Raw genomic sequence first — 14,480 nt, forward strand, 5'->3', positions numbered from 1 at the left:
GGTGCCCACTTACTCCCAACTCTGGCCTCTCACCCCTGCGATCGCCCACAAAGCATGATGAAACACAACGTTTTGATAAACCCATGGATACCCTGCTTCAAACTACGCTCACCTAGGCGTTAAATCCGTACCTTTTAGCCGCATGACGGCAACCAACCGACGGGCATACTCCAGACAGGCCAGCACATCCTCTCGGCTTAGCTCCGGATAGACGATCAAAACCTCTTCTGGAGAAGCCCCAGCAACCATAGTGGCCAGGACTCCCTCTACCGTGATCGCCCGCCCCTGAATAATGGGCCTGCCCCCAAACAGTTTCGGGTCTACCGTAATCCGCTCTAGGAGCGTTCTTTCATCCATCGTCATAGTTGAGGCAGGCATCGTAGGGTCAACCAGAAAATGTCCGTGCGCTGTTGCTTTTCTCCATCGTGGCAACCACAATAGAGATATTCAAGACTCAGTTCATATAAAGTGTCCGTACACTTGGGTGACTACCGCAATGACTCGCAAAGGCCGCGCCCTAACACTCTCGGTGTCAGACCAAGAGAAAACCCAGCTAGAACAACTGGCCCTGGCGTTTGACCAAACCTGGGGCGATAACCCCAACGTCTCGAAGCTGGTCAAGGCCATTGCTAACGGTGATCTGCGCTTGGCGACCAATCACGACTGGGGGCGCGATCGCATCAATGCCCTCAATCGCGCCCGCAACCTGTGCGTTGACCTGGGCTATTTGGCCGAAGCTGTGGCGATCGCCGAGCTGCTGCTAGAGCGCAGCGAGATCAACCTACCCCTGCGGCAAGAAATTCAAGCCTTTGTGGATCGGCCCAGCACTCCCTGGCGTATGGAGATCGAGCGCTGCATCCGCCTCCAGCGACCCTTTCGCCTCACCTACCAAGACGCCGCCGGTCGCCTGTGGAACTTCACCATCCGCCACGCCAAAATTGTCACCCACGAAGACCGCCAGTACCTGGAATGCTGGTGCGAGGAAACCGAAGGCAGCCGCGACATCGAGGCCTTGCTCCACAACTGGTCACTACGCCTCGACCGCATCCCCGAAGAGGCGGTGATCTCCCCGGCAGAGGGGCACTGGCAACCCCAGCTCAGCACCATCCAGGTCGAGTTCTGGCTGCTAAATAGCTTGGCCTTTAGCTATCGCTCCAAAACCGAAGCCGACCTAGTCAACGAATGGCTGCCTGACCAGCAGGCTCGCCGCATCGTGCGGCAGGTCAATCACACCTTCTGGTTCTTCCGCGAAGTGCGCCGTTACGGAGCCAACTGCATTGTGGTGGGGCCAGGGGAAGTGCGGGACAGGTTCGCTAAGGATGTTGCGCAGATGAACCAGCATTACTGCTCTAGCTAACCATGTAGGCGCGCAGATTCCACGCCGAGGGTATTCATATCTACATTAGGCCACCACCAGAGAACACGACATATCCGGTGGTACCAACCCCCATCCTCGTAGGCCTCGCAGTCTAGTAGCTCGACGATATGAGTGAGCTTGCCATTTTGGATCAGGGCGATCTGTTCGGCAGCTTCAAGCTGGTTGGCTTTATTAGTGCGAAAGCCCAGAGGGAAGATGGTCACATGGTTAAAGTCAACGGCATTGGGCATTTCCTTGCTGCGATCGCGGTTATAGGCACAACCACTAGGGTCATGGATGACTTTGACCCCCTTCAGCTTTGAGAAGTCGATATGGCTCATGCTTATGGCTTTGGTAGGGTGTGCTGACGGGCTTGACATGCGGTGAGCTCAAGCTGTGTTGCTCAAGGCAATTTAAGAACTGGAGGAGACAGTGAGAGCGCTCCAGCCAAGGCCAGTCTTTTTATACCCATTCGGGCGCATGTGCTAAAAGGTAATTCCTCAAGTCATCCTCCGCACTTGGATGCCACCCATCGTTGTTTAATTGGGGAATGGGCCAAATTTGTTGTCTGACCTCGTAGGAGATTGGCTGGTTGGTTGCAATGAGGCGGCCAAGATGTTCGCAGTTCCACCCCAGTAAGCCGTAGTCCCAATCTTTAAAGCACCGAAGGGCATAAATTAATCGCTTGATAGTTTTGTCAGGAGTGTAAGCAATTTCATCAATGCCCAGAACAAATTTTGTGTTTACATAGTACCGTTCAAATGGCTCCCATCCTCTACCTGTATCGAAGATTTGGGTATCTGACAGGCCAATCCCGTAATGCCAAAAGCCGTCTACACCTTGCCAGTTGAGCAGCCTGCCGTAAAAGTGACTCTCGGGATCCAGACTCTGCGAAATAAAAATTATCTTGTTTTCTAGTTCGTTGTTACTGATAGCCATACTTAAATAACACTATTAGGTATTGACTGACTAAGAAGGAAATAAATGCAGAGTTTTCTTTAAAGATGCCAATCCTTTTGTGAAGAAGGTGAAATTCTAAATAAAGCTTTCACCATTTTTTGACTTGGAAGTTCTCAAGATCGAGTGAAAGAGCATTATCAAAGGAAGATGGGCACCCTTATGTTGGTAGTGCTGCCTGTCCCATAACCTCTACATGACACGGGAGTTGACATGATTCCGGTAATTCTCGGACTGCTCGCCATAGGGTCTGCTACTTATGGAGCAGCTACGGGGGTCAGTGGTGTAGCCAATATGCAAAAGGCAGAGGGCAAGGCCCACCGTGCCCAGAAACGCCACGAGGCTGCTACTGAAGCCCTAGAGAAGCGTTGGGACGAAGTTAACCAGCAAGCTAAGGAATACGGTGAATTCCAGCTCAGCGTCCTGCAAGAAACAGTGGGGGCCTTTGTCCGCTTCATCGAATCCACTGGACGGCAGGCGGCTATGTCGGATAAAGAGTTCCTCAAAGGATTGGAAGTCTCAGTCCAACAGGTTCAGAAGTACAAGAATGCCGCTATCCACGCAGAGCAGTATTTCAAAGGCGGTGTGTCGGCGGTGGCAGCATCGGCAGCAGGCTATGGCGGGGCTATGACTATTGCTACCACTGTGGGCGTGGCCAGCACAGGAACAGCCATTTCCACGCTCAGTGGCGCGGCGGCCACCAATGCTATGTTGGCTTGGTTTGGAGGTGGTTCTTTGGCGGCTGGTGGTGGCGGTATGGCATTGGGCTCAATGGTGCTAGGAGGCGTTGCTCTGGGGCCAGCGATCGCAATTGGCGGTTTTGTCCTCGGGTCTGAGGGTGAAAAGGCGCTGACTAGAGCGCGTGAATATAAGGCCAAAGTTAAGAAGGCGATCGCAAAAATGGAAGCGGCTCAAGTGTTTGCTGGCCAAGTAGAGCGCAGAATTTCTGAGCTATGGGAAATCCTAGAAACTTTGAATAGACAGGCCCTATCAGGCTTACAAATGTTGGAGTCCAGACCATTTGAGCGAGAGCGGGATGCTCAGCTATTTCAGCAGGTGGCGTTGTTCATTAAAGCGATCGCCGATATTACTCAGACACCAGTGCTCGATACTGAGGGGCAACTCAATCCAGGCTCATTCGATATTCAGGCTAAATACCAGCTTTTGAGTGAGAAAAAGAACGGCGACAATACCAATAGTGAGGATCAGAAATGACCTATCACCCTATCCATGTCGCAAACAAGTTTGTACCCCCTATGAGCCCTGCTGTTTGCTTTAAGCAGCTTGTTGATGCTTATTCAGAGTATTAGCGGGTAGTACAAGAAGAGCGCACAAAGCGTAGAGACATCGCCGCTTGGGAGAAAACGGCGTTGGCTGAAATTGAGCAGCAGCGCGATGTCATGATGAAGTTTCTCGATAAGGCATTCAACGAGCGGGCTGAAAACTTTAAGAGTTTTTTTGTTTTGGCTGACCAGGCAATCTCAACGGGAAATAATGACCAGCTTGCTGCTGTGTTGATCAGCATTGTAAATCTGGCAAAAGCAAGTCCCTTTAAGGATTTGGCTGACTTGGCAAAGGTAGAAGCAGCACTAGATGACCCAGACCATAGTTGGGATTTTTAGCATAGTCTTCTTCAAGTGTCAAAAAGGGAAAAATAAACTGGCACCCTAAAAATATTTTGCTCCCTCCCATGAACTATTTTTTTGATATCTGATGAAGCTGGAGTTTAGAAATCAGCTCTCAAGGATCTCAATTCTGTCAGGCCGTGCCTCAAGGCTAGGTTGCGGGGCAACGGAATGGGATTGCGAGGGGAGATGCATAAGCTTTAAGGAAAAGGGGAATCAGTCTGAACCTCTAGTATCTTCCGCCTTCCTTGAGAATGAAATGGCCCTGATAGCCATACAGTTTAAGTTTACAAGGGCTTGTCTACATCTACCGATCCATGCCTATAGCGTTAGACAAGATGCTTCTAATTTCAACTAGATAAACGCGGTGATGGATTTGTCATTTTTTTCAGTTCTGAACGAAAATCAGATAAGTTCTTGCTGATGATTTTTATCACTTCTTTTAGGGAATCAATATCTATAAATCTCTGTCGTGAATATTGAGTTTTATAATTGACTTGATTTAGGAAATAAACTATTGCCAGGAGCTGCTTCTGGCTTTCTAAAGCTATATCGCTTAAGATACTAATATTCTTCCTAGATATTGGCAAAGGATTGGCATTACCCTCCCCAAACATGATAACTGGAATATTTCTGAGAATATAGTCTGGATCTCTGTTGGCATTTAAAAAAACTTGAAATAACCCTCTAAGTAGATTTGACTGATCTCTAGTTTGCGGTTTTCTTGAACTTGAAAAATAGGTTATTCCGTCGGTCAGTCTTCTTGACAGCTCATGCATATAGTCTTGGCTGTCTTTTACCAAGTTGAGCACTTCTTCATCATTCAAATAAATTTCACTAGCTTGACGAATTTCTCTCTGTCGTATGCTTTTGCATAAGATTGTAATCTGCTCGTAGTCTTCTGATGATAGTTCTTCAATTTGCTTTTTAAGTTCTCTAAGAACCTCCTCAGATGTGCATTTAGATATCCAAGTCTCTTGAGAAGATGTAGAATTTACTTGATTTTCATAAGGACTTGAACTGGTTGGGGTGGTGGCTGGCTGGGAAGAATATTGGGGATTTGTTTTCTGGCTAACCAAAGCGTTATCAGGAAGATGAGTAGCACAATCGCCAATACGATTCTCAGGCTGCTCTTGGGGTAGCGTGGAATCTTTTTTTTTTGCTCGCTTTTAGGTTGCCATACCAAACTATCAATATTTTCAGGGGAGACATCTTCTCGTGCTTCCTGAATAATCATACTTGGCTCAGATTTTGGTGGTAATTCAGCTACATTCCCTCTATGATTGAGCCATCTTGTAATCTCAGTTTGCTTGACCTCTGCAATGACGATAGCGGTTTCCAGATCGCTAAATGAGGCTTGGCGCAGTTGCTCTGCAAGTTGGGCAATTTCTTCGTCTGTTTCGAGCTTGTGCGGCTCTAAATAGCTGAGGCTGAAAGTTGAAGAGTTTTCTGTTTCTAAGTTTAAGGGTTTCTCTTCTGTATAATTTTCAGGATACTTGTAAATGTCCTGAAGTCTATCTGCATCAACTTTGTAATTATTTAGACCATCAAATTCAATAGATACGCTAATAGCTTTTCTAAACTTGCTGTCTTGAATCCAAAGTCCTGTTAGGGCGCAGTAGGCGAGTTTTCTTAGTTGTTTTTCGGTTTCTTCATTATCATCGCTGACCCAAAGCACAACTTCGGAGATGCGCCTCCCAAGCTTCTCGGAGCGATCCGGTGTAGCGTCTATGCCTGTTACTTCTAAAAGCACTTTGCTATTATACTTTGCCAAAACTAGACAGGGTTTGACGGTATTTATAGCTGAGTCGATGCTGATTTTAGAACTACCATCTGGCACAACCTGTTCTGCGAGAATTTCAGGATCTTCTTTAGTCTGTTCCGGCTTGCTAACATTGCACCAGTGAATACCTACTGGTCCTAGAGGAGAACTTCTAACATAAATCTCAACCTGGCCTGTGGTCATTGTAGTGTCCTTAGTAGAGATGCTAGAGATTTAGTCGTTACTAGGAACGGGTAGCCATCTGGATCGGCCTTGCAGAATAGAAAAACCACGATCTTGCTTGCAGCCAATGGCAAACTTCACAATGGCATCATTAAATGCTTTGATTTGTTCTTCTGTGGCATTTACTTGTCCTCCAATAGCAAACTTCTCAGCTTCAATAACATTCAGGACATCTTTTTTGACCTTGACTTCACTTTTCGCCGCATCATGGGGCAAATAGACATCATCAAATAAATCTGCCACAAACCTAAAGGGTGCAAACATCCGTTTTCTGTCTTTCAATCGTTGTTCGGCTGATTGTAGCCTCTCCTTCGCTTGCTCAAGCTCCTTCGCTTTCACTCCAGACTCATGTTCAAGGCGTTCTAGTTCTTGTTGGGCTCTCTCTAATTCAAGCTTGCGACTCTCATTAAAGACATTTAATAGGAAGCGAAACACATAGCGTAGAGGCTGATCTGCATCTTTTGGCTCGTAGGGAGCATCTAGAGGGGCCTTATAGTAGATAAATTTAGTGAAACCCTCCTCAGTTTTCTCCGCATGGGAAAATGAAATATGACCAATGGTTTGGATAGGTGTGATCACTACAGCTATCTTTTCGTATCGCTCGTCTTCCTTAAAGAAATCGAGTAAGTCACGATAGCCCAGTCTCACATGATCTAATAAATCCTGAGCATCCTTATCATTCTTAACGTAGGCTTCACACTTGATCGGTGCAAAGATCACTAATCTTGGCCGAGATAGTGTTGCATAGGAATCTTTGAACAGTTTTTTAATATGCTCAGGATCATTTTTTTCGTCATGCCAATCCCCCACTTCAGAAGGTTTGACTTTTCCGGTCTTCTTCTCCATAAGCGCGGTAGAGTCAATGGGAATAATCACAGCATCACATCTGTTAAGCTGACTTCTAACATAGTCTTTGTATTTATCATTTGCTTCACGATAGAAGTATTCACCAGAAGGATCGGCGAAACGAACCCTTATAAATTTTTTGCCGCGGCTACCAATCTCAAATATCAGGCCTTTGTCTTCCCAGGGATTTAATTTATTCGGAGTCGGATCTACTTTTTTCTGGAGTCGATAGTCTATATTTTTTAGTGTTTTTTTACAGTCTTCAATAGTATCTAGAGTTTGTGTATCTGTAGTCCAGGTATTAAGACCAACATTCCAAAATGTTGTGTCGAACTCTTCGTGCATAGCAGCCAGAAAGCTGGTTTTACCCACACCTCTCCGGCCAACCATGATGATATTTAGTTCTTGTAAGTCACTCATGATGTCACTTTAGCTAAAGACAATGTTGAGAATTGGAGAATGGAACGACCTGCCGAATAACGATATCAGTCAGGCAAGAAAGAGATAGTCTCCTTGCGGTTTGCCCCTTCTAGCCGAATAACACACGTTAACCAGTGCTGTTGTCGAGTGCTTTCTTCCTCTAGTCGTCCCATTTCCTCTGGCCAAACCTGAGTTTTCACACGGCCCATAAACCTTTTCCAGTCCCTTTGGGCTTCCTTTTGGTAGATGATGTTATCAATGAACTTCTCTATGCGGGCATAGGCCGCAATATTCGGCTGATAGACCAACTCTTCTAGTGCCGCTTTGATGCGGGCTATGGTGCGTTCATAGTCGATCCGTAGGGCCGCGTGGATCAGCTCCGCCGTTGTGCCAGGGTCAACCTTGAGGGTAACTTCAGCAGCATCCTCCTCATCCAACTGAATATTGCTCAGCCGAATCAGATGTTGATAGATTTGGGGTTCAATCAGACCGTTGTAGGAAAGTTCAAAATCATCAATGATCGCTAATCCCTGTCCTAATCGCTGGAGATCGGGATGATTGTTCTCAATCATCGTCCTCAGAGCGTGAATAAAGTCGGTGCCGTCGGGCGCTTCAGCCAGAGTTTCTAGGCGACCCACCCCGGTCAGTACCTCTGTAACCTCTTTCTTCAGGGCATCCGTGGTTGCTTTTAGTCCCTCATCCAGCGCACTGAAGTGATCCGACAACAGCGTCCTCAACTGATCGCGGTAGTCCCCATAGGCTTTCATAGGGTTGCTGGCTTTAATCTGCTCCTGAATTTCCGCCTCTGAATCGTCTACAGTAAGAATCCCGGCCTCTTCTTTACAGTTGAGATAGACCGCATCAATGCTATTTTGTAGGCCGTCGGCGGGTAGCTTAGCCTGCTGGGCAAAATCAAGGCGCAGCTTTTGAAACGCAATGGTCAGTTCTTTCCACCAGCCATCGCGATCCGTACCAAACAAATCATCAAAAGCCTCGGTAATGGCGCGACTGGGATCGCCATCCACGCCCCAAAATACCTTTTGTGACGCCTGCACAATAACATCAATATCTGCTTGAATCCCCTTCAATCGCTCCTGGCATTGGCGTGCATATTCCTCGTCAATGTTCAGAATGTTGTCAGCCAGGTAGTTGAGCACCTCATCAAACACTTGATTGGCATCCTCAAGATTGGCGCAGTCAGCAATCTGGCAGCGGACCATGTTCATGTTGAGCGTTTCTTTCAGCGACTCACAGGCTTTAAGATTGTCGGTTCTGCGGCTGTGGTTAATCACCATGAAGGCTCTGCCAGGGAGATTGTTTAAGGCTTGGGCGGCGGTATCGTACAGGTCTGTGTCGATCTTGCGCCACTGATACCGTTGGGGGTCGGGCCTAGTCAGAAAAACAACTACATCCACGGTCTTGCCGAGGGTTTCCAGCATGATTTTCTCGTCACCTAGCTTGGAATCCCCCAATCCAGGAACGTCCACTAGGGCAACCTGCCCCACATCGGTATTGCCAAAGGGGCAGAAGATTTTGACCTCTCTTACCGCCAAATGCTTGAAGGACTCCAGATCACCGTGAGTATTGCGTTCTTGGCGAACGTAGCTGGGGACCTCATCAACGGGGATAGACCGCTCCTGCGGCTCGGCCCCAAAGGAGAGCAGGTGCCTATAGTGGGGCAGGTTTTGGTGATAGTCGTGCTTGAGGTGTTTGTAAATGGCCTCATCGGTAGCACGGGTTGGCATCTGATCGGGCAGTGCCGCGTGTTCAAACTCATCAATGCTGTAGGGCAGCGGGTCTAAGTTAAGCGCCTGGTAGTAGGGATGGATCACCTCTTCCAGAAAGGTATTCTCCGAATGGAAGACCACCTTAACCTCCACCGGACCTTCCCGATTGGTAACGAGGCTGCGTACCGCCGTGCAAGCCGCCCCCTCATAGGCCGGAATTTCTCGGTCTGTCAGGCAGCTTAGGCTTTTGAGCAGGGTGCTTTTGCCTTGCCCCATCAGGCCGATCACGCCAATATTCAGAGTCTCGCGGGAGAAACGGCCTCTCAGCTTCGATAAAACTAGCAACTCTGCCCGAATTCGCCCTTGTAAATCACCAAACTTAATCGCCTGTAAGTGTTCTGTCACCTTGGGTTCGATGTGCTCTTGCAGCAGGGCATCCCGCCGAGACTCCAAGCTATACAAGGCTGAGGCTCTAGCCTGGAGTTCTCGCTCAACCATCGCCATTTTTTCTGGCAGGTAACTAGAACGGCGTTCGATGATACTGGCAACACGGTTGGCTCTGGAAGTCATAGGAATTGAAGAGGTGAATGCTGTAAAAAAGAATTCAGAAATTTCTGGGACAGGGCTACAACTCTTTCAGTTGTAGCCTTAGGACTGTGAAGATGCCTAGACATACCGCGTCTCTGCCTAAAGTGCCCTGCCTGGTCAGAAGCCTATCGTTCAAGCCTGATCTGCTGTACCGCAACGAGACTTGTCTATTGCTGGGATCTTCAGCCTAGGCCAACATTAGGGTTTCGGTACAAGAGCTTAGTGGTGCAGAAAACTTCTGAAAGCCTTATGAATAAATAATTCTTGCCGAGACAGAAGATTTGAGATTTCTCAAGGAATTAAACGAAGGCAGTGGGTTTCAGCCGCTATTTTAACCATCTGGGCCGTCCATCATGAGACTCAAAAAAGTTTTCTGCACCAATAAGGGTACAAGAGTTTCGGTTTTGGTGGCGAGTTGGATGAGGACGTCGTTGATGTTAGCCTCAGCGTCGTCGAAGAACATCAAGGGTAATTGCTCAACTCAGTAGCCAATCAGCCTGGTTTGAGGTAAGGGCACGAGAAATGGCCTCGAAGGCAGACATACCCTGCCGACGAGCGGTGTTCACCAGCGAGCGCACCTGGGCAAACAACTCTGCGCCCCAGTCGGAGCGAAAGCCATGGGTGACCTTGCGAAAGACCACACTCCATCGCAGGGCTTGCTCACTGGCATTATTGGTCGGCGGCACCGTCTCATCGTCTAGGAACAGCAGCAGATGCTCCCGAATCTTCACGTAGCGTTTGAGCAATTGCTGACCCTCGAGGGACTTGGGCTTCAGATTCAAGATCTCCCGTAGGCTGCCTCTCAATCGAGACCGGTACTGCTGAAGGGTTGATTCAGCCAACTGATGTCGTCGTCGGTTCACGGCAATCGCGCGCAGTAACAACCGCTTCATCCGAGGGGCAAACAGGTCATCACCTGCGTCAATGGCATACTGACAATCCCTGAGTTGATGGGCCAGACAGACTTGCCACTGCTCAGCAGGATGGGCCTTTTGCGCACTGAATAAATCGGAGACCCAGACCTGGGGGCGGTGCCCGGCCATCGTCTCATCAATCACGGCTTTCCCCCGGCTGGGGCGAATCACATGCAGGCACACCTGCTCATTTTGAAACACCCACTCCCACTGATTACGACCATTGAGGCGAGCACTCGTTTCATCGCTGCACACCAGACGGGCACGGCGCAGACGCTCGACAATTTGTGCCACTGGCGCGGCCAGTTGGGTTCGAACCCGCTGGAGCAGATTCGCAATTGCGCCTTCCGAGATTGTCACCCCGTACAGGTCTCCCATCAGTTGGCTCAGCCGTTGATAGCTCACCGCATGACCGTACCTCAGATACGTCAGTACACTGGCGATACTTTGACCAAAGGGCGAACCAGGCTCTAACCTGACTGGCACGGGAGCTTCATAGCTCTGCTGACAGCACGCACATTGCCCGCCGTAGCGTTCGACCCGAGTCACCTGGGGCCGAACCTGGGGTAATTCAATCCGTTCATACACCGCTTTGAGCTGTTGATGGGCACGCTCCACCTCGCTGCCACAATGAGGGCAACGGTTCACTCGTGTTACCACCACTTGGTCAGGTGATGCGCTCAGGTCTCGGCCACCTCCCGCTCGACCCACACTCGCCGTTCGCTCGCTTTGGCTTGGCTTAGAACCCTCTGAGTTAGGCTTAAATCCTTTCGCCGGTGGCAAACTCGAATTGCGCGACGTTTTCTTGGGGCGTTTGCCTTTAAGCCGCTCGACGTCTGCCTGCAACGCTTGCACCATCTGCCACAGCTCTCGAATTAGAGCATCTTTCTCCTTAGAACTGAGGCCTTCTAGTGGCGGCAGGTCTTTCATGCCAAAAGTTTATCACCCTCTCTCATTCACTGGCACCCGTCAACCTAGTTGAGCAATTACCATCAAGGAATTGTCGCGGTATGAAGGGGGGGTTACCGATCCCGGCACAGCCCGCCGAGAGGCTGCGCTTAACGACGAACACCGTGCTCGCTTTCCACACTTCCATCATGGGCATTCCGGCGATGGCGCAGGATGCTTCCTGGTCGATGGGTTTGACGGTGTCGTTGGCCCTACTGACCGCTCATTGTTGTCAAGTCGATTATTTCTGGTGGCTGCGTCGTCAAAATCAACCTGCAAAACCTGATCCAGACAATCTCCCTCCAGCGCATCTTTATCGCTGCTCCCGTCCCATAACCACAGTGCCGAAGCAGCCTTCCGCCAAATATTTCCACCCGAGGTTAGCCAAAGATTTCAATTTTTCTCCTTTGCTGTAGACGACGAACGGACAGGCTAGGCCATGGTGAAGTGCCGCCAATAGTTCCTAGACCGCCGAAAAGTTAGCGCCTAAGAGGTCAGAGAAGTTGAAGAAAAGAAAAAGATACAGAAGGATGGTGAGCAATTGAGACGGCACTGGTCTGTTAAGAGGAGATGCATGGAAACCCTCTCATACCGAGGAGTTCATGGGTGGATAGCGGGCGACTGTATAGGCCGATTGCCATCGTCGGAGTCGTCTGTTTCCCCAATCCCCAATGTGGTCTAACCCAATTGTGGATGATCCGTTGGACATCTAAGGCTCGCTGCAACCCGTCTTGCGTTTTAGCATAGAGGTTTTGACGCCGACGATAAGCGCTGCATCGCCGCCTTAAGGCCGCATTGTGAGCCTCGTTATGGTTGGCATGCACCTCGGCTAGCGGGCTAACGGCGGTGTAGGGATGCTCTGGTCTTACCCACACGATTCGCCGCAGGCCTTGAGACCCTTTCACTTTCATGGCTACTTCCAGGCCATACCGCCAGACTTTTCGGGTGCGATAGGCACTCGGAGAATTGCGTAGCACCAGATAGACACTGGCTAAGTCCCACAACGCTTTGGCGTAGCGCCACTCACCATCAGTGAACCACCGGATATAAGAGCACGCTTGCGCCCACTGCCAGGCCTGTTGAGTTCCCCGCTGAAACAGCAGTTCATCTTTGTGTCCTGCTATCGCTGACACCCAGTAGCGGCTCTGGCGCTCAATAAAGTGAATCGTCCATCCCTGAGAGCTAGCGGGGGGGACGGTTCTCGCCCACGCGAGTGTAGACTTCATCGCCTTCCAGCGTCACCGCTTGTTCGCCTGGGGCTGGGGGGGACCAGGTGTTAGCTTGACGGGCTAACCGCTCTTCCCAGCGCAAAATGGTGGAGTGCGACGTCCCAAACAGGCGACCTGTCGCTCGTACTCCCAGCCCTTCGCTGCGACCATTGAGGGCAGTCGCGACCACTGAACTGGGGGTTCGCAGGCGAGCCATCGGGGTGCCGGTTCGGTCGTTGAAGCACTTGCTACACCCTTTACACCGATAGCGCTGAAGCACAGTGCCATCTGAGAGCGATTCCCGACCATTCTTTACGACCTGTTGACTCTGGCAGTAAGGACAATCCATGAGACTGAAGTAGTTGCACTACAGTCATTTTACTCATCACCGTCTAGCAGACCAGTGCCAATTGAGACCGAGGGTTGGTTTTGTCGCCCCTTTAAGAGTATCCCAACTAAAAAAGCATCCACTTTCAGGGCACGAACTAGGCCCACCGGGGCAGTCGCGTTGAGATCTTGGACAAGTATTTAGTTGGAACACTCTAACGCTCTTCAATGACTCTAAGCAGAGGAAAGTTTTTGTGGATTTGTAATAGACGCACCTGGGAACAGATTCATGAGCCCTGTGAGCGTCTGAAATCCTTGTTCCAACTTGGGGATCGGAAAAATCTTTAGCCAAGGTTTCAACAGATTTGAACTCACCCAGGGCAACAGAATCAGGCGTAAGTTATTGAGCCAGTTCTTCCATCCATTCCCTGCGCCCCAGGCTGAATGATGGGTAAACGACAAGACTACACCTGAATCATCTTGTTCCGGTGGGATAGTTCCCTTAGGTCGCATCGGTGGTGTGTGTAACGTGACCATCAAATAAGCGCTCATGACAATCTCCCACCACTTTTCAATCGAGGTATAGTCGGTCACTCGAAAGTCAGCCCATCCGAGTTCGTTTTTGCTTTGCTTAAAGCCATATTCCACCCAGTTTCTCAGGCCATAAAGGTCTCCGACCTGTTTGTAAGACAGACCCTTAACCCAAGTCATAACCATCCAGGTTGAAGCCGACGGTAAAACGTCTCTGTCAGTCGTTAGTTGCCAGTAGCGCTGAGCGCGGCGTTTGCCATAAACGATCTCTCGAATAAAACGAGTTTCGCGTTTACCATCACTGAACTGCCGGTCATACTCGCGCCAGCGATTGGTCCTGACCCGTTGCTCCTTGGGCAATAGCACAGCATGGTTGGAGCGAATCGCAAGCACGTAGGGGAGTTCTAATTGATGCAGTGTCCTAACGAAACTACTCCCGCTTTCCCCATAGGCACTATCGGCAAGAACTAACTCAAACTTAAAGCCCAATTGACAGAGGTCTTGAACCATCGCTGCGGCGATGGCAGGTTTGGTGCGATGACACTCTCCCGCTTTTAATCGCTCTTTTGGCTTATAGATCTCAAAAGTCAAGGGAAAAGTGATGTTGTCAAGGACACCATAGGCATCAACTGAGACAATGCCGTTCTCTACTTTGCCCAAGTTGCCGATGTACTGCCGTTTAACATAGTCCGTGACATGTCCCTTCTTACGGTCTCCGGTTTCGTCAATCACTAGGACTAGCTTGCGGCCCGCCACGAGGGCAAGAATCAACTCAATGCGTCGCTGTCTCAGGTCTCTTGCCTGCCAGGGAGAGTTGACCAAGAACTGCTGCAATGATTGGGCATTGGGTAGGCCTGCAACCTTCGCAATAGTAGGTAGCGATTTCCGCTTTGCTTCCGAAATCATCCCCGCATGCAGATGCTTAAATGCTTCAAAGCTTCTTACTTCGACAAATAAGTCACGGTAACTTTCGCAATATTCGTCTACAAACCTCACAGTCGGTCTGGCCATACGGGGCGCTGTCATC

Annotated in this window: 15 protein-coding genes; 4 read left to right on the top strand and 11 right to left on the bottom strand. The window is 49.6% G+C overall.

Annotation, left to right across the window (positions count from 1 at the left end):
• Positions 1–108: 108 nt before the first annotated feature.
• Positions 109–378, bottom strand: coding sequence for a DUF433 domain-containing protein (locus RRF56_RS01805; protein ID WP_317033693.1), 270 nt, complete (start codon positions 376–378; stop codon positions 109–111).
• A 118-nt stretch (positions 379–496) separates the two neighbouring features.
• On the opposite strand from RRF56_RS01805, the gene RRF56_RS01810 reads away from it, so the two are divergent.
• Positions 497–1,357, top strand: a complete 861-nt coding sequence (locus RRF56_RS01810; protein ID WP_317033694.1) for a WYL domain-containing protein — start codon at positions 497–499, stop codon at positions 1,355–1,357.
• Here RRF56_RS01810 and RRF56_RS01815 read toward each other — a convergent pair.
• Together RRF56_RS01815 and RRF56_RS01820 are read right to left on the bottom strand one after the other, a co-directional pair.
• A complete protein-coding gene (locus RRF56_RS01815; RefSeq protein ID WP_317033695.1) occupies positions 1,354–1,698 on the bottom strand; it encodes a hypothetical protein in 345 nt (114 codons plus the stop codon). The two genes, RRF56_RS01810 and RRF56_RS01815, sit on opposite strands and share 4 nt — an antisense overlap.
• A gap of 121 nt (positions 1,699–1,819) precedes the next feature.
• Positions 1,820–2,296: a hypothetical protein gene (locus tag RRF56_RS01820; RefSeq protein ID WP_317033696.1), complete on the bottom strand. Its 477-nt coding sequence runs from the start codon at positions 2,294–2,296 to the stop codon at positions 1,820–1,822.
• Between the two features lie 231 nt (positions 2,297–2,527).
• Between RRF56_RS01820 and RRF56_RS01825 the strand changes: the two genes are divergently transcribed.
• On the top strand, positions 2,528–3,529 hold the full coding sequence (locus RRF56_RS01825) for a hypothetical protein (RefSeq protein ID WP_317033697.1): 1,002 nt from the start codon (positions 2,528–2,530) through the stop codon (positions 3,527–3,529).
• 155 nt (positions 3,530–3,684) lie between these two features.
• Complete coding sequence (locus RRF56_RS01830) at positions 3,685–3,936, top strand: hypothetical protein (protein WP_317033698.1); 252 nt, start codon at positions 3,685–3,687, stop codon at positions 3,934–3,936.
• 353 nt (positions 3,937–4,289) lie between these two features.
• Here the strand turns inward: RRF56_RS01830 and RRF56_RS01835 are convergent, their stop codons facing one another.
• From RRF56_RS01835 to RRF56_RS01860, 6 genes are all read right to left on the bottom strand, one after another.
• Positions 4,290–5,018 carry a hypothetical protein gene (locus RRF56_RS01835; protein WP_317033699.1) on the bottom strand — a complete coding sequence of 243 codons (729 nt, stop codon included), beginning with the start codon at positions 5,016–5,018 and terminating at the stop codon, positions 4,290–4,292.
• Entirely contained in the window at positions 4,934–5,905 is a 972-nt protein-coding gene (locus tag RRF56_RS01840; RefSeq protein WP_317033700.1) for a hypothetical protein, read from the bottom strand. Before RRF56_RS01840 ends, RRF56_RS01835 begins: the two co-directional genes overlap by 85 nt.
• A gap of 30 nt (positions 5,906–5,935) precedes the next feature.
• Positions 5,936–7,210 carry a TRAFAC clade GTPase domain-containing protein gene (locus RRF56_RS01845; protein ID WP_317033701.1) on the bottom strand — a complete coding sequence of 425 codons (1,275 nt, stop codon included), beginning with the start codon at positions 7,208–7,210 and terminating at the stop codon, positions 5,936–5,938.
• Between the two features lie 65 nt (positions 7,211–7,275).
• The gene (locus RRF56_RS01850; protein ID WP_317033702.1) at positions 7,276–9,507 is read right to left on the bottom strand and encodes a hypothetical protein; all 2,232 of its coding nucleotides are present in this window, start codon (positions 9,505–9,507) and stop codon (positions 7,276–7,278) included.
• Positions 9,508–10,001: 494 nt separating this feature from the next.
• Complete coding sequence (tnpC, locus tag RRF56_RS01855; RefSeq protein WP_317033703.1) at positions 10,002–11,369, bottom strand: IS66 family transposase; 1,368 nt, start codon at positions 11,367–11,369, stop codon at positions 10,002–10,004.
• A 22-nt stretch (positions 11,370–11,391) separates the two neighbouring features.
• Positions 11,392–11,544, bottom strand: coding sequence for a hypothetical protein (locus RRF56_RS01860; protein WP_317033704.1), 153 nt, complete (start codon positions 11,542–11,544; stop codon positions 11,392–11,394).
• On the opposite strand from RRF56_RS01860, the gene RRF56_RS01865 reads away from it, so the two are divergent.
• Complete coding sequence (locus RRF56_RS01865) at positions 11,537–11,803, top strand: hypothetical protein (RefSeq protein ID WP_317033705.1); 267 nt, start codon at positions 11,537–11,539, stop codon at positions 11,801–11,803. The two genes, RRF56_RS01860 and RRF56_RS01865, sit on opposite strands and share 8 nt — an antisense overlap.
• Positions 11,804–11,947: 144 nt before the next feature.
• Here the strand turns inward: RRF56_RS01865 and RRF56_RS01870 are convergent.
• Both RRF56_RS01870 and RRF56_RS01875 read right to left on the bottom strand, forming a co-directional pair.
• A protein-coding gene (locus RRF56_RS01870; protein ID WP_317033706.1) for an IS1 family transposase occupies positions 11,948–12,944 on the bottom strand; the annotation gives its coding sequence in 2 pieces (ribosomal slippage) (positions 11,948–12,583 and positions 12,585–12,944; 996 coding nt in all).
• 212 nt (positions 12,945–13,156) lie between these two features.
• Positions 13,157–14,479 carry an IS701 family transposase gene (locus tag RRF56_RS01875; RefSeq protein WP_317033674.1) on the bottom strand — a complete coding sequence of 441 codons (1,323 nt, stop codon included), beginning with the start codon at positions 14,477–14,479 and terminating at the stop codon, positions 13,157–13,159.
• Position 14,480: the final 1 nt, after the last annotated feature.

The organism is Nodosilinea sp. E11, from assembly GCF_032813545.1.
Classification (GTDB): domain Bacteria; phylum Cyanobacteriota; class Cyanobacteriia; order Phormidesmidales; family Phormidesmidaceae; genus Nodosilinea.